This is a genomic window from Vibrio sp. 10N.261.45.E2, assembly GCF_002875705.1.
In the GTDB taxonomy this organism is placed as follows: Bacteria; Pseudomonadota; Gammaproteobacteria; order Enterobacterales; family Vibrionaceae; genus Vibrio.
In genome coordinates this window covers 48,551-68,429 of sequence record NZ_MCZZ01000123.1, presented here as the reverse complement: position 1 = coordinate 68,429, position 19,879 = coordinate 48,551, and the positions used below count along the sequence as shown (strand labels likewise).

Here is a 19,879-nt window from a genome sequence, read left to right as displayed (position 1 = left end):
AGAAGAGAGAAGAGAGAAGACCTAAAACCACAGGCACAAAAAAAGCGCCTTAGGCGCTTTCTTATATTTCACGGTGTTGCTTATCTCAATGTTGCTTGGGAGAGTTTTGCTCTCATTTCCATTTCACCAATATTGAACTGGCGAACATCAATGGTTGCAATATCATTGCACTCTTTACATGCATGATGACACTTACCATCTAGGTAGTCGTGTTTTTTAACTAGGCTTGGCTTTTTGCACCAATCACAAACGCCTTCTATTGTGAACATATTCTCTCCTCACCTGTTTAAGTCAGGTGTATTTTCGGCGCAAATTATGACACAAGTAAGACCCATTAGTTAATAGTTTGTTACCCGTTTTTGAGAGGGGGATCGATTGCAACACCAATAAAATCGATATCTTTGAGATCTTGGAAAATGAAGATGTGTGTTTGTTTACGGATTTGTAACATTTTGTAAGATGGTATTTAGCGCATTGTTCAAGCGTTTCATTTCTTCGTCACATCCGTGACCATCTGGATGGTAGATCTTGGATAGCTGTTTGTATCGGATCTTGATGCTTTTTTGGTCAGGGATTGAGCTGGGCGTGTAGCCAAACAGCGCGCAGGCTACTTGCAAATTACTCAGACCTTTGCTGGTTTTCTGCTTCTTCAACTCGTGGAACATAGTGTGCAGTTGACGTTTTTGCTGCTTAATCGTAAGGTCCTTCGATCTAAGCTGCGCTTCAAGTGATTGTTGTTGCTGTCGTGAATCACCCGACTTTAGATCTTGTCGTTTTCTTGAAACAAAGAGAGTGGCAATGATACTGACTATTGAAATCAATACGGCTAAGGCTGTGCCAATCAGATAGTCTGAATACGTTAGGTTAGAGCGTGTCGCCTGCTGTCTGTATGGCTGAGTCGAAGGGAGAGGGCTTATTTGCTCTTGATTAGATTGCTTGCTGGTATCGGCATTGAGGTTGTCATTGAGCTTCTCAATTGAAGAGATCTGCTTTGCACGTTGCTGATTGAATTGCGCTTCCAAAATGCGGTTGTAGCCATCTTCGGCTTCCGGGTTATCTTTTAAGGCTGCTTCGTACCATAGCTGCGCTTTATCTAAAGGTTGAAGGAGCTCTTGTTCTAACGAGGACTCGTAGAGTTTTGCGACCTCGATAGGCGCACGCTGGTTACCTTGCAACGATGCTTTAATAAACCATTCCAAAGCAAGCTTGTTACTTTGTTCAACACCGGTTCCTGCCAAGTACCATTCACCCAGTCTAAATTGTGCGTTTGGGTTGCCGTTTTCTGCTGATTGCGTGTACCAATACAATGCGTCACTTGTGCTCAAAGGGACATCGACACCAGACTCATAAGCTTGAGCTAGCTGGTATTGAGATGCTGGATCTTGAGGTTGTGATTCTAACGAAAACTCATCCCCATTGGCTGCGTATACGAAATGTGTGGTGGACAACTGCATCGTAGAAAAGATGACGGCTAGAAATAGAGCTCTAAGAAGTGATGATGACAGAATGTTGGATAGGATAAGCAAAAGATAAGTCTCGTAAAAAAGCCCAGTGCCGATATCAGTATCAAGACGCTATGTAGTGATTAATGCAGTCGTACGGCTTTGAATAAGCTATACGACAGACAAGCAACTATATAGAGGTTATTTCAATAGATAAAGGTGACTGGGCTTTAATCGTGCTACTTAAGTGGCAAGATTTGAATTTCTACGCGACGGTTACAAGCACGGCCTTGAGAGGTGTTGTTGTCACATAGAGGGTAACGCTCGCCGTTACCACGAGCAATTGCACGACCTGCCGCAACGTCTTGAGAGATCAAGAATGCACGAACAGATTCAGCACGACGCTCAGAAAGGATTTGGTTTGTTGATTCACTGCCAGTGCTGTCCGTGTGACCTTCGATCACTAGGCTAGTGTCTGGGTATTCAACTAGGATGCGAGCAACGCCGCGAAGTGTGTTGTGAATGCTTGATTCTAAAGCGTAAGAACCAGAATCAAAGCCGATGCCGTTTTCTAGACGAAGTAGAAGTTGGTTCTCACCGACACGTTCAACTTGAACGCCTGAATTCATTAGCTCTTCGCGAAGGGCTGCTTCTTGGCGGTCAAAGTAGTAACCAATACCACCACCAACAGCGGCGCCACCTGCTGCGCCAATAAGAGCACGTTTACCACGGTCTTTTGAGTTGTCACCAGTTGCAGCACCAGCGAGTGCACCAATTAGAGCGCCTTGAGTTGCAGAGTTAGTCTCAGATTCGCCAGTTGTCGCGTTTTGACGTTGAGTTGCCTGACAACCCGTTAAAGCGATAGTAAGCGCGAGGGCTAGTGTGATTTTTTTCAACGTATTTCTCCATCATGTACTTCTGCCAAATGAATGAATTCAAGCGACAAATATAGTCCTGTAAATATTATCGATGGTTTTATCAATACGTTGAAGTGATGTAAAGAGGCTCTATGATTTAGATATCTTTTTAGGTGCCTGTGCACCACCAACTGGTCGATTAACAGACAATTTGCGACCTTTCTTTAAACCAACTTCATAATCGGCGGTGAGGTTCTTCATCGCTTCTTTCAGTTGTTGTTTGAACGTTTCACGGTCGATATTTTTGAACTCTTTATCGATGTAGTTATTAATCTTGTTGTTTGATTCGTCGTCTGGAGTGATGGTTGGCAGCTTTTCAAGCGCACCTTCAACCCAACCTGAAACAAACGAGTTCACACGGCGCGTAACTTCCAATGACCCTGTGCCAGAGCCTGCGAAGCTATTTCTGAATTGACCAGTGTGCTCATTCAGTTCGCGATAAATGATATCGAAAGCGAAGGCTGCGAAGATCGCACGGTCGGCTTCACCAATGAACTCAACGCGCTTGAGGCCTTTGTGATTGAGCAATACGGCTTCTACGCCAAATTTGGTGTTGATACCGCGAATAACACGCAGCAGCGTAGAACTGATATTTGCAGGTAACAGGTGACTGGACTGAGTTTTCCCCATCTTGATAAATTCAATATCGTCTTTTTCGAGACCATATTTCAGCATCAAGTTATGCGCCATTTTTATCGCATTGGCAGCTTCATTGACGTTCGCAGAATTTCCAAGCTCAAGACACTTGGCAATTTTCTTTAGGGCTTTTTTCTTATCCATCGACAATTTAATCAGTACCGCAAATTTTTAAAAGTCCAACATTTTACATGTTTTCGCGGGTAACAGAAAGGCAAAACTGGTTTGGTGAACAAGGGAGGTGGTGAACACTACATTACTTGAGTCGACTGAGTGACAAAAATAAAAACGCCATCAAGCGTATTGATGGCGTTAGTGACACTCTTTTTTAGAACATTCGCGAGCTAGATACCCAGTTCATCGAGCAGATCTGCTGCAGAGTCATTGCCTGAGCTTTGAGCTGGCTTGTTCGCCTCTTGCATTTTCTTCTGAGTCGCTTCAAGAATGCTGTCTGGACACTCGTCTTCAGCAATTTCAAATTCTTCCAATTGAATGAATTCGGTCTTATCCATCGCAAGCTCAAGGTAGAAGATGTTGTTATTGGCGGTAGAGAAGGTAACACGGCGAGCTTGTGGGCGATCAAGGTTGGTATCAACAGACAGGTTTACTTGTTTGTTCAGTGCCAGCATTTTCGGTTGGTTTTGTGTGATGTTGGTTTGCAACTCTTTGCGGATTTTATTGGTGAAGTCACCGACCAACTGGTTCATCAGCTCACCCAAGACATCACCCACCTCATCTGAAGTATGAAGTACAGCGAGTTCGTTTTCAGGCATGCCCATGTTACGCATGTAATTGGTGTAGATCTCTAGCGCTGCTTTCGACGTAAAATTGATAACAACAAGACCAGAAAAGCCGCCGTCGAACAGAACGAAGCAACCAAAGTCTGGCTTAAGGCTTGTCTTGTTGATCTTTTGAACCATGGCTGAATAGGACACCTGAGAAGCCGTTGCTGAAGTCAGTACGCTTGAGACTGATTGGCATAGTTTAAGAAGGATATCTTCAGTTGTGACTGTTTTGCTTTTTTTCATTGTGATGTGCTCGTGGAGATGTCTTAAACAAAATGTTACTCAGTATATTGCTACTGAATTAAGACGAAAGTGACTATTTCTCCATTCTTGCACTGAGATTCTGATTTGATCACCTTTTTATATGATCTTAATAGTAGTAAAGTGACGAAATTCAAAGAAAATTATTAAAAATCTCAGATAACCCAATGCTGATAGGATCAGCGAAGTAGGGGCAGGAAGCAAATGTTACCAAGACTTCAACTCAATGCTGATGTCGATCCAGTTGTCGTACGCTTTTTAGATGAACTAAAAACAGCGGGCTTTACTGGCGACATTGAATCTCAATATTCTAGCCGTTTGGCTGTGGCGACTGATAACAGTGTCTATCAGCAATTGCCGCAGGCGGTCATTCTTCCTAAAACAACGCAAGACGTTGTGCTTATCGGTAAAGTGGTTTCTAAATCCGCTTACGAACGCGTGACTTTTTCCCCTCGTGGCGGTGGTACCGGAACCAACGGACAATCTTTAACAAAAGGTGTCGTGGTTGATCTATCGCGCTACATGAATAAGGTTCTTGAGATTAACGAGAAAGAAGGCTGGGTAAGAGTTCAGTCTGGTGTCGTTAAAGACCAATTGAACGACGCTGTTCGCCCGTATGGTTACTTTTTCTCTCCAGACCTTTCTACCAGTAACCGAGCTACACTTGGTGGCATGATCAATACCGATGCTTCGGGCCAAGGGTCGTTGAAGTACGGCAAAACGTCTGACCATGTATTGTCGCTGCAAGCGGTGTTCGCCGATGGTTCATGTCTAGAATCTGACTTATCACACGGCTTACCGGAAGAGGGTGAATTTGCTCATCATGCGCTTGCGGTGACTGAGGCTGTATGTCGAGACAAGCGCGCTCAAATCTTAGATAAATTCCCTCCGCTGAACCGATTCTTAACCGGCTATGACCTAAAGAACGCAATTAACGAACAAGATGACAGCTTTGACCTGACTCGCGTTTTATGTGGCGCTGAAGGTTCGTTAGCATTCATCACAGAAGCAAAGTTAAACCTAACCAAGATTCCAAAAGCGCGCACACTGGTTAACGTGAAATACAACACGTTTGATTCTGCGCTGCGTAATGCGCCTTTCATGGTGGAAGCGAAAGCACTCTCTGTTGAAACGGTGGATTCAAGAGTATTGAATTTGGCGAAGCAAGACATTGTTTGGCACACGGTGAGCGACCTGCTGACAGATGTTCCGAACAAAGAGATGCTTGGCATCAACATGGTTGAGTTCGCAGGCCAAGATGAAGCGGAAGTTGAACAACAAGTGCAAGCGCTGACCGCTAAACTTGAATCCATGGTCGAGAGCGAAGAAGCAGGCGTGATTGGCTTCCAAATTTGCAGCGATTTGGCAAGTATCGGCCGAATCTACAACATGCGTAAAAAAGCGGTAGGCCTATTAGGTGCGGCGAAAGGCCGAGCTAAGCCAGTCGCTTTTGCTGAGGATACTTGTGTACCACCTGAAAACTTGGCGGATTTCATCTCTGAATTTAGAGTGTTGCTCGATTCAAAAGAATTGAACTACGGCATGTTTGGTCACGTTGATGCGGGCGTACTACACGTTCGTCCGGCACTCGACCTATGTGACCCAATGCAAGAAGCCTTGATGCACGAAGTCTCTGATGAAGTGGTTAAGCTGGTGGCGAAATACGGTGGCTTAATGTGGGGCGAGCACGGTAAAGGCTTCCGCTCTGAGTACGGTCCTGACTTCTTCGGTGAAGAGCTGTTTACCGAATTAAGACGTGTTAAAGCAGCATTCGACCCGCATAACAAAATGAACCCAGGTAAGATCTGTACGCCTTTAGAAAGTGATGCTGAGTTGGTGAAAGTGACCGACACTAAGCGCGGTTTTTATGATCGTCAGATCGACGTTCAAGTCCGTGACAGCTTTAAGCAAGCAATGGAATGTAATGGTAACGGCTTGTGTTTCAACTACGATACTAGTTCGCCAATGTGTCCTTCAATGAAAGTCACGGCTGACCGTCGTCATTCACCAAAAGGCCGTGCAGGCTTAGTTCGAGAGTGGTTGCGTCAACTGACTGAACAAGGCGTTGACATTCTCGACCTTGAGCAAGAAGCGCTGAAAGACAACACACCAGTCAAAACTATGGTTGAGCGTGTTCGCAACACGATGAACAAACGCCATGAGTACGACTTCTCGCATGAAGTTCATGAAGCGATGAACGGTTGTTTGGCGTGTAAAGCGTGTGCGAGTCAATGTCCGATAAAAGTTGATGTACCGAGCTTCCGTTCACGATTCTTAAATATCTACTACTCACGCTACCAACGCCCAGCAAAAGACTATTTAGTGGCGAACATTGAAACTATGCTGCCACTCATGGCGAAAGCGCCAAAAGTGGTGAACGCAGCATTGGGTCAAAAGTGGATACAAACGGCAACCGCCAAAACGGTCGGTTATGTTGACGCACCTTTGATGTCTGTTCCTACACTCAAAAATCGTCTGGCGAGCAAAGAGCTACAACTTTTCGACCAGCAGTATCTTGAAGGGCTTTCTTCGGAAGAGAAGAAGCAGCATGTATTGATCGTCCAAGACCCGTTTACTAGCTTCTATGATGCAGAGGTGGTTGAAGACTTCGTCACTCTAGCTCAAAAGCTTGGCAAAACACCGGTACTACTGCCATTCAAACCAAATGGTAAAGCGCTGCACATCAAGGGATTCTTAAATCGTTTTGCCCGCGAGGCTAAATCGACTTCTGATTTCTTGTCGATGGTGGCTGACATCGGTATTCCTTTAGTGGGTGTCGACCCTGCACTAGTACTTTGTTACCGCGATGAATATGTCGAGATCTTAGGTGACAAGCGTGGCGACTTTGATGTGCTCACGGTACATGAATGGTTAATGCCATCGTTGGGCGAATTCGAAGCGCGCTCAACAAGTGAAGAGATGTGGTACTTGTTTGCTCACTGTACTGAGAAGACCAAGATGCCAAACGCTGAAAAGGAGTGGGGCGCAATCTTTAAACATTTTGGCGCTGCACTTACCAGCGTTTCTGTCGGCTGTTGTGGTATGGCGGGTACTTTTGGTCATGAAGTCGATAAGCTGCAAATGTCGAAAGACATATACGGTCTAAGTTGGAAGCCAAGGATGCAAGACTTACCGAAAGAGCGTTGCTTAGTGACAGGATATTCATGCCGAAGCCAAGTGAAGCGTTTTGAGGGTGAGAAGCTTGCCCATCCATTACAAGCGCTCGCAAAAATCCTTTAGTACATTTAGCCCAGCAATTGCTGGGCTTTTTTCTAAACTAACAATGGAATTGTTAATAAGGAAAGCTATGAGATTTCTTGAATTAAAAGTACCACCCGTTGCACTGTTTATTATTGTATTCATCGCATCATACTTTTGCGCCCAGCAGTTGAGCCAAGGAGCACTGACGTTACCTTATGGAGTGGCTGTGTTAGGTATTGGGATCGCATTGAGCGGTGTGATTGGAATATCAGGCATATTGGAATTTCGAAAACAGAACACCACCGTTAATCCGATCAAAGTCGAAACCGCTTCAGCTGTCGTGGACAGTGGGATCTTTGGCTACACGCGAAACCCAATGTATCTAGGGCTATTCATCCTACTGTTTTGCTTTGGTTACTTCTTCCAAAACCTGTTCAGTGTTTTACTCAGTTTTGTATTTGTAATGTACATGACTCAGTTCCAAATCAAGCCAGAAGAACGTGCTCTAGAGCGATTGTTCGGTGCGGAATATGTTGATTACAAACAAAAGGTTAGACGTTGGATTTGAAACATAGCAGGGTGTTTTGGGGTTAAGCAAAGTCGCAATAGAAAAGCCCAGCTTGAGGGTATCAAGCTGGGCTTTATTGATCTTGTTCTAGAGCTTATTTACATCGAGTGATGTAAATAAGAGTGCCGATTAAGCAGCAGCTGCGAACTGAGCTAGAAACATCTCTTTGCGCTCGTTGAAGCGGTTTACTAGGTCGTCTACAGACGCTTGGTCGTATGGCTTAAGACCACTTGCTACCATGCGCTTCACGCCTTTACCGACAACTTCGCCGTCTTCTTTGAAATCGAAGTTCAGTGTCACGATGCCACGCTTGCCTTCAACGTCAAAGGTCGCACCAGAGAATTCTACTTCTGGGTGAGATAGATCTAGGCGAGTAAATTCAACTTCCATGCTCTCGTAAATCACAAGAGGGCGTTGGCAGTTGATCATCATTTGTTGCTCTTCCATAAGAGGAACCATGATGTGTGGGAAGTTCATGCCAGAGAACTTAACGTAGTTTGTTACTACGTGCTCGATGAACGCTTGGTCGTGGCTCTTTTCACCTTCACAAGACATGTGTAGGTACTCTTTGCCTTTCTCGTCAACCAGTGAGCTTTCTTTCTCACACTTGTTGTCAACGCTAAGCGCAATACCGTTACCTACCATACCTGAAAAATCAAAACGCATTTTTTGGCTGATGCCTTCTTTCTGCAGAAGAACTGCAAATAAAAGGTCGCCAGGCACGCAGAAGCGCTTGTTGTCTTCATCGTGAATGGGGTTGAAGTCAGCGGCTACTTTTTTAGCAAAGTGGCTAGCCTGTTCACGAGTGAATTGAAATTGATTGTCTTCAGTAGAAAAGTAAGGTGTCAGAAACATAGTATCGCTATTAGTCATCAAATCTGGGGTGGATTATAGCTAACTAACTTCGTTCTAATGGTCTATCCAGTTAACTTTGCTTATATATCAGTCAATTAGATAAATACGTTGGATGGTATGTGACGATTTTAAGGGAGATATGGTCTTTGGCTCAATGCAACAAGGGCTAATCGATAGCCCTTGTTTATATGACACTCTAATGGGTGTTGTTCAGAATATTTTTGCTTAAAAGCTACACAAAGTGCCTTCTGGCATTAGGTGATTATGAACGGATAATTTGAGCAATAAGTTTGCTTGTTCAATATCCGGTGCAAAATATCGGTCTTTGTCGTAGAAGCTGACTTTTTCACGCAAAATCTGTTTCGCTTCTTCCACACGAGGGGATGATAGATTTGGCGCTCGGAAATCGAGCCCTTGTGCGGCTGCTAAGTACTCAACCGCCAATATCCCACGGGTATTTTCAGCCATGTACCTAAGCCTACGTGCAGCGAAGGTTGCCATAGATACGTGGTCTTCTTGGTTTGCTGATGTAGGAAGGCTGTCTATTGATGCTGGATGCGCTAAGGTTTTGTTCTCACTCGCCAATGCTGCAGAGGTAACCTGAGCAATCATAAAGCCTGAGTTCACGCCGCCGTTATCGACCAAGAAAGGTGGCAGCTTGCTTAGTGCACTATCAATCAGCAGCGCCATTCTTCGTTCTGACAAGCTACCTATTTCGGCAATGGCCAATGCAAGGTTATCCGCTGCCATTGCGACGGGCTCAGCGTGGAAGTTACCACCTGAAATAATGTCGCCATCGTCAGCGAAAACCAGCGGGTTGTCCGATACCGAGTTCGCTTCAACATTTAAAATTTCAGCTGAATTACGAATCTGCTGTAAGCAAGCACCCATCACTTGAGGCTGGCAACGCAGTGAGTAAGGGTCTTGAACCTTTTCACAACAAGTGTGTGATTCACCAATCTCACTCTTTTGATCAAGCATATGACGGTAAGCAAGTGCTGCATCCATTTGGCCACGGTGACCACGAACGCGGTGAATACGTGGGTCAAATGGGCGGCGACTGCCGAGTGCTGCTTCAACAGACATTGCACCACACACGGTTGCTGACGCAAACAAGTCTTCAGCTGCGAACAGACCTTCTAATGCAAATGCAGTTGATGCCTGAGTACCGTTTAACAGCGCCAGACCTTCTTTAGGTGCTAGCGTGATAGGCTCTAAGCCTGCGATCTGCATCGCTTCTAAACCTGTGATGATCTTACCGTTGTGACGTGCTTGGCCTTCACCAAGTAGAACGGTACTCATGTGGGCAAGGGGAGCAAGATCTCCAGATGCACCTACTGAGCCTTTCTGTGGTACACATGGGTAAACTTGAGCGTTCACAAGATCGATAAGAGCATTGATCACCTTGAGGCGGATACCTGAATAGCCACGAGACAAGCTGTTAATCTTTAACACCATCATCAAGCGCACGGTTTCATCAGACATGAATTTGCCGATACCCGCTGCGTGAGAAAGCACAATACTTTTCTGTAGAACTTCAAGATCTTCAGGGGCGATCTTGGTATTCGCCAATAAGCCAAAACCCGTATTGATGCCGTATACAGTGCGATCTTCAGCAATCACTTGTTCGACAACGTGCATGCTCGCTTCAATATCAGGGATAGCTGCAGGATCCAGTGACAGGTTCACAGGGCTACGGCTGATTTTACGAAGTTCAGGCAGGCCTAGAAGTCCTGGCTTAAGTAATAAATTCAACATGTTATCTCCAGATATTAAAGGCGACGAAGTTCTTCGTTTAGCATAGGTAAATCAAGCTTCTGTTCTTTAGCACACTGCTTGGCAATATCATAACCCGCATCAGCATGACGCATTACGCCAGTTGCAGGATCGTTGTGAAGTACGCGAGCAATACGCTGTGATGCATCTTCACTACCGTCACAACAAATTACCATTCCTGAGTGTTGTGAGAAGCCCATACCAACGCCACCACCGTGGTGCAGAGAAACCCAAGTTGCACCGCCTGCAGTATTTAGAAGGGCGTTCAATAGAGGCCAATCAGATACGGCATCTGAGCCATCCATCATGCCTTCAGTTTCGCGGTTCGGGCTCGCAACTGAACCTGAATCTAGATGATCACGACCAATAACAACTGGTGCTTTCAGTTCGCCATTTTTAACCATTTCATTGAATGCTTGGCCTAAACGTTCGCGATCTTTCAATCCAACCCAACAAATACGAGCGGGTAGGCCTTGGAACTGAATGCGTTCACGCGCCATATCTAGCCAGTTGTGTAGATGCGGGTTGTCTGGAATCAGTTCTTTTACTTTTTGGTCTGTTTTGTAGATGTCTTCTGGGTCACCAGATAACGCAGCCCAACGGAAAGGACCAATACCTTTGCAGAATAAAGGTCGAATATAGGCAGGAACGAAGCCTGGGAAATCAAATGCGTTTTCCACGCCTTCTTCTAGTGCCATTTGGCGAATGTTGTTGCCGTAATCTACGGTTGCTGCGCCGCGGTATTGTAGGTCTAGCATCGCTTGTACTTGAATCGCCATTGATTGTTTCGCGGCTTTCACCACTTTCGCTTCATCAATGGTGCGCTCTTGCGCTGCTTGTTCCATTGTCCAACCTTGCGGCAAGTAACCGTTCAGTGGATCGTGGGCAGAGGTTTGGTCAGTCACTACGTCAGGTGTGATGTTGCGCTCGACTAACTCCGGGAATACGTCAGCAGCGTTACCTAATAGACCAACAGAGATAGGTGTGTCTGACTCTTTAATCATTGCCATTGCTTCATCTAAGCTGGTAGCTTTTTTGTCGACATAGCCAGTACGCAAGCGGTAGTCGATTCGTGATTCATCACATTCTACTGCGATCATTGAGAAGCCAGCCATTGTTGCCGCAAGAGGTTGAGCACCGCCCATGCCGCCAAGGCCACCTGTGAGTACCCATTTGCCTTTTGCTTCGCCTTGGAAGTGTTTCTTCGCAATCGCGACAAAGGTTTCGTAAGTACCTTGAACGATGCCTTGTGAGCCGATGTAGATCCAGCTGCCTGCGGTCATTTGGCCGTACATCATCAAGCCTTCTTTATCGAGCTCGTTGAAGTGTTCCCAGTTTGCCCAGTGTGGAACAAGGTTCGAGTTAGCGATCAGTACGCGAGGTGCATTTTTATGAGTCGGGAACACGCCTACAGGTTTACCTGATTGAACAAGCAGCGTTTGGTCGTCTTCTAAACGTTCTAGTACTTCAACAATCTTGTCATAACATTTCCAATCACGCGCAGCGCGACCGATGCCACCATACACAACCAGTGCATGTGGGTGTTCTGCCACATCAGGATCTAGGTTGTTCATCAGCATACGTAGTGGTGCTTCTGTTAACCAAGATTTAGCGCGCAAAGTAGTGCCATGAGGTGCGCGAATTTCGCGAGTCGCGTCGAGACGAGGGTCACTGTTGTGGTGTTCCGTCATTTTGGAATTCCTTCTGTTTCACGTTATATCGTTGTAGTTGTAGTTGTAGTTGTAGTTATCGGTATCGCTGGATTAGTCGCTGGCCATTGCACTGGCTATATCCCAACACAAACGTGCCGCCAATCGAGCCGTTTGGCCATCGATGTCGTAGTCTGGGTTGTATTCCGCAATGTCCGCGATAATGAGTTTCTCACTGTGTTTGAAAATCTGTTCTAGGAAAGGCGCGAGCGCTTCGTAGTTAACGCCTCTTGCTGCTGGTGCACTGACACCCGGCGCGGTGGCTGCTGGGAACACGTCTAGGTCAATAGTGAGATAGAGGTAATCACACTCAGCGATGAATTTTTGTAACTTAACCAGTTGAGCAATTTGGTTTACTTGAGTGATATCGCGATCATGTTCGTACCAAACGCCCAGTTGGTCAGCTTTATTAAACAGCGCTTTGGTATTACTAGCCGCGCTTACGCCAAGACAAGCGTAATGAAACGGCCACTGATGTGTGTGGCAGTAATCGCTGATCTGATTAAAAGGCGTACCTGAACTGGGTTTAACATCTGCAATGTCGCTTTCGAATTCTCGAAGATCAAAGTGAGCATCAAAGTTAATGATGCCGATCTTAGGTTTTTGATCTGATGGAACTTTAGCTAGGTGCTCAGCGAGACCTTGGAACGACGCCCAAGCTACTTCGTGACCACCGCCAAGCGTAATCACTTTGTTGGTTGATAAAGCATTGGCAATAACAGAAGCACACTGTTTTTGGCTGACTTCTAACAGATCATCGTTACATTCGATATCGCCAAGGTCCGCGATGTGCGCGTCACTGTGCCAAGCCATATTCGCCAGCGCTTGCCGAATCAGGTTAGGTGCTTGTTTCGCGCCAACACGTCCTTTATTTCTTGAAACACCTGCATCGCTGGCAAAGCCAACTAAGGCGATGGCGCGGTCATTAAGCTCGTCACTTAAATCACTATCTTGCACTTGTTTGGTAATGTGATGAACGCGTGTACCGAGTGCACCATCTTCAAGATCATTACGCCCTGCCCACACAAAGTTGTGGGTGGTGACTGCTGTTGCGTTAATTTCGTTAGACTTAGATTGAGTCATGACATACCTCGCCATTAACAATGCGTTTATGCAGATGAGGAACACCGACTTGATAGCTTAGATCGGCAGGATGTTCGATATTCCAAATAGCCAAATCAGCAGCGTAGCCAACTTCTATTTTTCCTTTGGTTTGTGACTCACCAATGGCAGCTGCGGCGTTACAAGTTACACCACGTAATGCTTCTTCAGGTGTTGTACCAAACAGGGTACAGCTCATGTTCATCATTAGCGTTAAGTCTGCAAAAGGGGATGTACCGGGGTTTAAGTCGGTCGCTATTGCCATTGGAATATTGTGTTCACGAAGTTGGGCGATAGGTGGCTGTTGAGTCTCTTTCAAGAAGTAGAAAGCCCCCGGTAATAAGGTGGCAACTGTGCCTGATTTCGCCAGCGCTTTTACTCCGGCTTCATCTAAGTACTCAACATGATCAACAGAGAGAGCACCGTATTTTGCTGCAAGTGCGCTGCCACCCATATTTGAAAGCTGTTCAGTGTGGCCTTTAATCGCGAGCCCATGTTCTTTGGCTGCTGCAAATATACGTTCGGTTTGTTCTAGGTTGAAGCCGATAGATTCGCAGAACACGTCAACCGAATCGGCTAGGCCTTGTTCAGCAGCTTTAGGAATGATCTCTTGGCAAACCAGATCGATATAGCTGTCCGGTTGCTCTTTATATTCAGGCGGTACAGCATGTGCAGCAAGGAGAGTGGTGGTGATCTTAATACGGCGGTGATTCTCCAACGCTTTCGCTGCACGTAACATCTTGAGCTCATCTTCAAGTGTTAAACCATAGCCTGATTTAACTTCGATGCTGGTTACACCACTTTTTAACAGGCCGTCTAATTTAGGCAGCGCCATCTCAACCAGCTCGGCTTCTTGTGCGGCTCGTGTCGCCTTTACTGTTGATAAAATACCGCCACCTTGCTTGGCGATGTCGGTGTAGGACACACCATTTAAACGTTGTTCAAACTCATTGGCGCGATTACCTGCAAACACTAGATGTGTGTGGCAATCAATCAGCCCAGGGGTAACGAGCTTGTTTTTGCAGTCGTAGATGATGTGATCAACTGAGCGGCTAACATTTGCTGTTTCACAATGAAGTGACTCATCGCTTGAGTGAGAAATGGACACGATCTTACCGTTTTCGATAACGATATTTTGCGGGGATGAAGGTTGGTAACCATCGGCTCCCGAGCTCATGGAGACCACTCGTGCGTTTTTGAGGATCAAATTCATAATCACCTAGATCTTTGCTAAATATTAAATGTATATACAAATAAATAGGCTAAACTCTGACCCGAATCAAGTTAATGTTGCGAAAATGTGATCGGCGATCCGGATGATATTCTTTAATCTAAAACGATCTTAGAGCTTAATTTGTACTTGGAGCCAGGATGGTAGAGTAATGCAAAGCTGATAAGGCGTTCCTTGCTCCATGTTCTTCTATTGAGAAGGAGGCAAGGTTCTGATTCCGTTAACTTTAGTGCCTGACGGATATTTGAGTCTGGAATAATGGCTTCAACCGTGTGCTCGATAGCACTCAATGGGCAACTTTTTGAAAGATATTCATTCGGCGTGGAAGTAGAAAAATCTTGCTCTAAGTATTGTGGAGCCGCTTGTGAGTTTACCCAGCGCGCTTCCAATTGTATCGGTGTATTGTCGGCAAAGTGGATGATTTCACTATAAAATACTTCTGCGTTAATCATCACACCTAACCGTGTAGCCGTGCTTTCATCAGCCTTGATACTATCGTGTTTGATAACTTGGCTAGTATACGTTTGGCCGCGGTCTTTGATTTCTTGCGCGATGTTGTTGATATCAAGTAGGGGAGATTGTGCTTTTTCGTCTGGTTCACATACAAAAGTGCCCAGCCTTGGTTTTCGAATTAGCTTGCCTTCAGACACAAGATCTCGAATGGCTTTATTGACCGTCATTCTACTCACATTGAACTGTTCTGTGAGTTCGAGTTCGGTGGTGATTTGATAACCCACCGGCCAGTGACCATTGGTAATTTTGTTGTCTATGAACTGTTTTATCTGAAGGTAGAGCGGCGCTTTCGACATAATGAAACCTTATTTGACTATACAAATAGAGTAACGGATTTTTTCACGATTTCAACATTTCCTCGGGCAATGTGACCTTATTCAACATAGATGGGGCAAATTGCTTGATCCTGTGGGGCAAGTGTCGCAAATTGTCACGCAATAACTATTCGTAAATCAAATAATTACAAAGGAAATAATATGTTTAAGAAATTAAAGGCCTCGTTGGGCATCGGTGCAGCAAAGGTTGATACCGTCTTAGATAATATTGAAGTTTTCCAAGGTGGCGAGTTGTCTGGCAATGTTCACATTGTTGGCGGTGATGTTGAGCAACAAATTGACATGATTAACTTGGTTCTCAACACCGAAGTGAAAGTTGAAACCGAAGACAGCACCAGCTACGAAACCTTTTCTCTCGGTCGTATTCAAGCTGTAGAGCCTTTCGTTATCCAACCGGGTGAAACCAAACTGGTTCCATTCCGTCTTAAACTGAATGACGAAACGCCAGTTACCGCGTTGAACGCACAAATGAACCAATGCCATGTGTGGGTTGAAACCAACCTAGATATCGGCTTCGCGATCGATCCTAAAGACCGCGACTTTATCTCCGTTCATCCACTGCCAACAGTCGCTAAAATCATCCAAGGTGTGGAAGCATCGGGCATGGCAATGGTGAAAGCAGACGTAGAGAAGGGCTTCTTGAAAGGCAACAGCTTTGCTTCTCGCTCTGGCTGTTACCAAGAGATTGAATTTCGCAGTGGCGGCTTCATGAATCACAAAGAGATCGAACTGTCATTCATCGTAGATGGTTCTATGGTTCACTGCCTAGCAGAAATCGACCGCTCAATGAGCTTCCGTGGTGATCAATACATCTCATTCAGCCTGCCTGCCAATGCGGCTGACTCAGACATCCGCAATGCAGTCTCAAGAATCATGAGTGCGTAGTTGCTCTCTATAGTAGTTGCTCTTTCTATTAATAGAGACAAGACAGGACGACTTCTAAAGCCGAACTTATCCGTTCGGCTTTTTTTATTTTGTAGGTAAACGCAAAGAATCAATCATTGAACACTAGGTTAGGGTGCTAGAAGCGTTTATATAGAAGAGACATTTTTGTCATGCAGTTTTTGTGGTGCTGTGGGACTAACATTGTCATTTTATATTATTTCGTTACAATGTTCGGCTACTCACAAATGTGGCATCTGTATTTGCTTCTATGTGGGTGTATTTATTATGCATATATCCCCAATCAGCGTACTAGTTGATTGAAAGACATATATTAAACATTTTCATGTGTTGCTTGGTGTGCAACACCACTGTAAAGGACAAATAATGCCAATTATTACTCTTCCTGACGGTAGTCAGCGTCAATTTGACAACCCTGTATCAACTCTAGATGTTGCCCTATCAATCGGTCCTGGTCTTGCGAAAGCAACCATTGCTGGTCGTGTAGATGGCGAGCGTGTTGATGCTTGTGATCTTATCGAAAACGATGCAAGCCTAGAAATCATCACAGCTAAAGATGAAGTTGATGGCCTTGAGATCGTTCGTCACTCTTGTGCTCACCTTTTAGGCCACGCGGTTAAGCAGCTTTTTCCAGAAGCGAAAATGGCGATCGGTCCTACCATCGATAACGGTTTCTACTACGATATCGACCTTGAGCACTCTCTAACGCAAGAAGATCTAGAAAAGATTGAAAAGCGTATGAAAGAGCTAGCGAAGACCAAGTACCAGGTTGTTAAGAAGAAAGTTAGCTGGCAGGAAGCGCGCGACGCATTCGAAGCTCGCGGCGAGACTTACAAGATTGAAATCTTGGACGAGAACGTTTCTAAAGACGATCGTCCAGGCCTGTACCATCACGAAGAATACATCGATATGTGTCGTGGTCCACACGTACCTAACATGAGCTTCTGCCAGCACTTCACTCTACTTAACGTAGCGGGTGCTTACTGGCGTGGTAACAGTGACAACAAGATGCTTCAACGTATCTACGGCACTGCATTCCACGACAAGAAGGCGCTTAAAGCTCACCTTGTGCGCCTAGAAGAAGCGGCTAAACGTGACCACCGTAAAATCGGTAAAGCGCTTGACCTATTCCACATGCAGCAAGAAGCACCAGGTATGGTGTTCTGGCACCACAACGGTTGGACTATCTTCCGTGAGCTAGAAGTATTTATTCGTCAGAAGCTGACAGAGTACGATTACCAAGAAGTTAAAGGCCCATTAATGATGGACCGTGTTCTTTGGGAACGCTCTGGTCACTGGGATAAGTACGCTGAAGCAATGTTCACTACCTCTTCAGAGAACCGTGAATACGCTATTAAACCAATGAACTGTCCTGGTCACGTTCAAATCTTCAACCAAGGTTTGAAGTCTTACCGTGATCTACCGCTACGTATGGCTGAGTTCGGCTCATGTCACCGTAACGAGCCGTCTGGCGCACTGCACGGTATTATGCGTGTTCGTGGCTTCACTCAAGATGACGCTCACGTATTCTGTACTGAAGACCAAGTTCAACAAGAAGTTAAAGCTTGTATTGATATGGTTTACGATACTTACACAACTTTCGGTTTCGAAAATATTGTTGTTAAGCTATCTACTCGTCCAGAACAGCGTGTAGGTTCAGACGAAATGTGGGACCGTGCAGAGGCTGACCTTAAGCAAGCGCTAGAAGCATTAGAAATTGCATACGAGATTCAAGAAGGCGAGGGTGCGTTCTACGGACCTAAGATTGAATTTACTTTGCATGATTGTTTGGACCGCGCTTGGCAATGTGGTACAGTGCAGCTCGATTTTGCATTACCAGAACGTTTAGGTGCTACTTACGTAGGTGAAGATAACGAGCGTCACACGCCAGTTATGATCCACCGCGCGATTTTAGGTTCACTAGAACGCTTCATCGGTATTCTTATTGAAGAATACGCTGGCTTCTTCCCAACGTGGTTGGCGCCGGAACAAGCAGTTGTAATGGGCATTACAGACAAACAGTCTGAATATGTACAAGAAATTACGAAAAAACTGCAAAAAAGTGGATTTAGAGTCAAAGCAGACTTGAGAAATGAGAAGATTGGCTTTAAAATCCGCGAACATACTTTGAAACGTGTACCGTTCATGCTTGTGTGTGGTGACCAAGAAATGGAAGCCGGCGAAATCGCAGTACGTACACGTAAAGGTAAGGACCTTGGCAAATTTAAAGTGGATGACTTTATTTCATACATCCAAGCCGAGGTTTCAAGCCGTAAGCTCAATCTGGAGGAATAGCTATTAAAGGCGGAAGACGTGGCCAACAACCGGCCAAACAAAACCAGCACCGTTTAAACGGTGACATTCGTGGCGTTCGTGAAGTGCGTCTAACTGGCGCAGACGGCGAAGCTGTTGGTGTAGTATCAATCGCTGAAGCGATGGAAGCTGCAAATGAAGCTGGTATGGATCTTGTAGAGATCAGCCCTAACGCCGAGCCGCCAGTTTGTCGTGTGATGGACTACGGTAAGTTCCTCTTCGAGAAGAGCAAAGCTGCGAAAGAGCAGAAGAAGAAGCAAAAGCAGGTTCAGATCAAGGAAATTAAATTCCGACCTGGAACTGATATTGGAGACTATCAGGTAAAACTACGCAACCTGACTGGTTTCCTAGAAGACGGCAACAAAGTGAAGGTAACAATTCGCTTCCGTGGCCGCGAAATGGCTCACCAAGAAATCGGTGTTGACGTTCTTAATCGTTTGAAAGCGGATACTGAAGAATTTGCAGTAGTCGAATCTTTCCCAACGAGAATTGAAGGTCGCCAGATGATCATGGTGTTGGCCCCTAAAAAGAAGTAATTAACGGCTTTGCAAGTAATTGAACCCTGCAGCCTCAGGTTGCGGGGTTTTATTCGCCCTAATTACTATGTTATTAACAACTCAACAATGCGGAGTTATTCATCATGCCTAAGATGAAAACCAACAAAGGTGCTGCTAAGCGTTTCCAGAAAACTGCTGGTGGTATTAAGTTTAAGCACGCTGGTAAACGTCACATCCTGACTAAGCGTACTACTAAGAACAAGCGTCAGCTACGTCCGAACTCGATCCTTCCTAAATGTGAAGTTGCTCAAGTTCTACGTATGATGCCATACGCTTAATTCTTTTTAGTTTATAAATTCGTTTAGTTTAGGAGAAGCATAATGCCTCGCGTAAAACGTGGTGTACAAGCTCGTGCACGTCATAAGAAAGTTCTAAAACAAGCTAAAGGTTACTACGGAGCACGTTCACGTGTTTACCGCGTAGCTTTCCAAGCAGTTACCAAAGCTGGTCAATACGCTTACCGTGACCGTCGCAACAAGAAACGTCAATTCCGTCAACTTTGGATTGCACGTATCAACGCGGCATCTCGTCAAAATGGTCTATCTTACAGCCGTTTCATCAACGGTCTTAAGAAAGCATCTATCGAGATCGACCGTAAGATTCTTGCTGACATCGCAGTATTCGACAAAGCAGCATTTGCTGTTCTAGTTGAAAAAGCGAAAGCATCTCTATAATTTAGAGTTAGCTTAAAGGTTTAAGAAAAGGAGAACTTCGGTTCTCCTTTTTTATTGCCTGTAATTTGGCTTTGCCATATTCTCTCGCATCTCGCATCTCGC

18 protein-coding genes are annotated in these 19,879 nt (G+C 45.3%); 7 read left to right on the top strand and 11 right to left on the bottom strand.

Annotated features, from left to right (window positions below; translation table 11 throughout):
• Positions 1 to 80 precede the first annotated feature (80 nt).
• The 5 genes from BCT34_RS11610 to BCT34_RS11590 all read right to left on the bottom strand — a co-directional run bounded on the left by BCT34_RS11610 (position 81) and on the right by BCT34_RS11590 (position 4,023).
• Complete coding sequence (locus BCT34_RS11610; protein ID WP_004733419.1) at positions 81 to 269, bottom strand: hypothetical protein; 189 nt, start codon at positions 267 to 269, stop codon at positions 81 to 83.
• A gap of 165 nt (positions 270 to 434) precedes the next feature.
• Positions 435 to 1,526, bottom strand: a complete 1,092-nt coding sequence (locus BCT34_RS11605; protein WP_076654882.1) for a tetratricopeptide repeat protein — start codon at positions 1,524 to 1,526, stop codon at positions 435 to 437.
• A gap of 155 nt (positions 1,527 to 1,681) precedes the next feature.
• On the bottom strand, positions 1,682 to 2,338 hold the full coding sequence (locus BCT34_RS11600) for an OmpA family protein (protein WP_076654883.1): 657 nt from the start codon (positions 2,336 to 2,338) through the stop codon (positions 1,682 to 1,684).
• Between the two features lie 111 nt (positions 2,339 to 2,449).
• Entirely contained in the window at positions 2,450 to 3,139 is a 690-nt protein-coding gene (locus BCT34_RS11595; protein WP_076654884.1) for a DUF2786 domain-containing protein, read from the bottom strand.
• A gap of 200 nt (positions 3,140 to 3,339) precedes the next feature.
• Positions 3,340 to 4,023 (bottom strand): DUF3334 family protein, encoded by a 684-nt coding sequence (locus tag BCT34_RS11590; RefSeq protein ID WP_076654885.1) that lies wholly within the window; start codon positions 4,021 to 4,023, stop codon positions 3,340 to 3,342.
• A gap of 222 nt (positions 4,024 to 4,245) precedes the next feature.
• Here BCT34_RS11590 and BCT34_RS11585 point away from each other — a divergent pair, with 222 nt between their 5' ends.
• Together BCT34_RS11585 and BCT34_RS11580 are read left to right on the top strand one after the other, a co-directional pair.
• On the top strand, positions 4,246 to 7,281 hold the full coding sequence (locus BCT34_RS11585) for an FAD-binding and (Fe-S)-binding domain-containing protein (protein WP_076654886.1): 3,036 nt from the start codon (positions 4,246 to 4,248) through the stop codon (positions 7,279 to 7,281).
• 67 nt (positions 7,282 to 7,348) lie between these two features.
• Positions 7,349 to 7,810, top strand: a complete 462-nt coding sequence (locus BCT34_RS11580) for an isoprenylcysteine carboxylmethyltransferase family protein (protein ID WP_076654887.1) — start codon at positions 7,349 to 7,351, stop codon at positions 7,808 to 7,810.
• A 129-nt stretch (positions 7,811 to 7,939) separates the two neighbouring features.
• On the opposite strand, the gene BCT34_RS11575 is transcribed toward BCT34_RS11580, so the two are convergent.
• The 6 genes from BCT34_RS11575 to hutC all read right to left on the bottom strand — a co-directional run bounded on the left by BCT34_RS11575 (position 7,940) and on the right by hutC (position 15,291).
• Positions 7,940 to 8,665 carry a DUF3581 domain-containing protein gene (locus BCT34_RS11575; protein ID WP_010438254.1) on the bottom strand — a complete coding sequence of 242 codons (726 nt, stop codon included), beginning with the start codon at positions 8,663 to 8,665 and terminating at the stop codon, positions 7,940 to 7,942.
• A gap of 225 nt (positions 8,666 to 8,890) precedes the next feature.
• On the bottom strand, positions 8,891 to 10,423 hold the full coding sequence (gene hutH, locus BCT34_RS11570; protein ID WP_010438256.1) for a histidine ammonia-lyase: 1,533 nt from the start codon (positions 10,421 to 10,423) through the stop codon (positions 8,891 to 8,893).
• A gap of 14 nt (positions 10,424 to 10,437) precedes the next feature.
• Positions 10,438 to 12,132, bottom strand: a complete 1,695-nt coding sequence (gene hutU / locus BCT34_RS11565; RefSeq protein ID WP_076654888.1) for a urocanate hydratase — start codon at positions 12,130 to 12,132, stop codon at positions 10,438 to 10,440.
• A 72-nt stretch (positions 12,133 to 12,204) separates the two neighbouring features.
• Positions 12,205 to 13,233, bottom strand: a complete 1,029-nt coding sequence (gene hutG, locus BCT34_RS11560) for a formimidoylglutamase (RefSeq protein ID WP_076654889.1) — start codon at positions 13,231 to 13,233, stop codon at positions 12,205 to 12,207.
• Entirely contained in the window at positions 13,220 to 14,464 is a 1,245-nt protein-coding gene (gene hutI / locus BCT34_RS11555; protein WP_076654890.1) for an imidazolonepropionase, read from the bottom strand. Before hutI ends, hutG begins: the two co-directional genes overlap by 14 nt.
• Before the next feature lie 113 nt (positions 14,465 to 14,577).
• Positions 14,578 to 15,291, bottom strand: a complete 714-nt coding sequence (gene hutC / locus BCT34_RS11550; RefSeq protein WP_076654891.1) for a histidine utilization repressor — start codon at positions 15,289 to 15,291, stop codon at positions 14,578 to 14,580.
• Positions 15,292 to 15,471: 180 nt separating this feature from the next.
• Here hutC and BCT34_RS11545 point away from each other — a divergent pair, with 180 nt between their 5' ends.
• From BCT34_RS11545 to rplT, 5 genes are all read left to right on the top strand, one after another.
• Positions 15,472 to 16,215: a sporulation protein gene (locus tag BCT34_RS11545; protein ID WP_076654892.1), complete on the top strand. Its 744-nt coding sequence runs from the start codon at positions 15,472 to 15,474 to the stop codon at positions 16,213 to 16,215.
• Between the two features lie 384 nt (positions 16,216 to 16,599).
• Positions 16,600 to 18,528 carry a threonine--tRNA ligase gene (thrS, locus tag BCT34_RS11540; protein WP_048659527.1) on the top strand — a complete coding sequence of 643 codons (1,929 nt, stop codon included), beginning with the start codon at positions 16,600 to 16,602 and terminating at the stop codon, positions 18,526 to 18,528.
• A gap of 2 nt (positions 18,529 to 18,530) precedes the next feature.
• On the top strand, positions 18,531 to 19,082 hold the full coding sequence (gene infC / locus BCT34_RS11535) for a translation initiation factor IF-3 (RefSeq protein ID WP_076654893.1): 552 nt from the start codon (positions 18,531 to 18,533) through the stop codon (positions 19,080 to 19,082).
• A gap of 104 nt (positions 19,083 to 19,186) precedes the next feature.
• Entirely contained in the window at positions 19,187 to 19,381 is a 195-nt protein-coding gene (rpmI, locus tag BCT34_RS11530; protein WP_004738430.1) for a 50S ribosomal protein L35, read from the top strand.
• A 42-nt stretch (positions 19,382 to 19,423) separates the two neighbouring features.
• Entirely contained in the window at positions 19,424 to 19,777 is a 354-nt protein-coding gene (gene rplT, locus BCT34_RS11525; protein ID WP_004733517.1) for a 50S ribosomal protein L20, read from the top strand.
• The last annotated feature ends 102 nt before the right edge of the window (positions 19,778 to 19,879 follow it).

Coding starts and splice junctions, on each gene's coding strand:
- BCT34_RS11610 (WP_004733419.1), bottom strand. CDS start 269: ATGTTCACAATAGAAGGCGTTTGTGATTGGTGCAAAAAGCCAAGCCTA.
- BCT34_RS11595 (WP_076654884.1), bottom strand. CDS start 3,139: ATGGATAAGAAAAAAGCCCTAAAGAAAATTGCCAAGTGTCTTGAGCTT.
- BCT34_RS11590 (WP_076654885.1), bottom strand. CDS start 4,023: ATGAAAAAAAGCAAAACAGTCACAACTGAAGATATCCTTCTTAAACTA.
- BCT34_RS11585 (WP_076654886.1), top strand. CDS start 4,246: ATGTTACCAAGACTTCAACTCAATGCTGATGTCGATCCAGTTGTCGTA.
- BCT34_RS11580 (WP_076654887.1), top strand. CDS start 7,349: ATGAGATTTCTTGAATTAAAAGTACCACCCGTTGCACTGTTTATTATT.
- BCT34_RS11575 (WP_010438254.1), bottom strand. CDS start 8,665: ATGTTTCTGACACCTTACTTTTCTACTGAAGACAATCAATTTCAATTC.
- hutH (WP_010438256.1), bottom strand. CDS start 10,423: ATGTTGAATTTATTACTTAAGCCAGGACTTCTAGGCCTGCCTGAACTT.
- hutU (WP_076654888.1), bottom strand. CDS start 12,132: ATGACGGAACACCACAACAGTGACCCTCGTCTCGACGCGACTCGCGAA.
- hutG (WP_076654889.1), bottom strand. CDS start 13,233: ATGACTCAATCTAAGTCTAACGAAATTAACGCAACAGCAGTCACCACC.
- hutI (WP_076654890.1), bottom strand. CDS start 14,464: ATGAATTTGATCCTCAAAAACGCACGAGTGGTCTCCATGAGCTCGGGA.
- hutC (WP_076654891.1), bottom strand. CDS start 15,291: ATGTCGAAAGCGCCGCTCTACCTTCAGATAAAACAGTTCATAGACAAC.
- BCT34_RS11545 (WP_076654892.1), top strand. CDS start 15,472: ATGTTTAAGAAATTAAAGGCCTCGTTGGGCATCGGTGCAGCAAAGGTT.
- thrS (WP_048659527.1), top strand. CDS start 16,600: ATGCCAATTATTACTCTTCCTGACGGTAGTCAGCGTCAATTTGACAAC.
- rpmI (WP_004738430.1), top strand. CDS start 19,187: ATGCCTAAGATGAAAACCAACAAAGGTGCTGCTAAGCGTTTCCAGAAA.
- rplT (WP_004733517.1), top strand. CDS start 19,424: ATGCCTCGCGTAAAACGTGGTGTACAAGCTCGTGCACGTCATAAGAAA.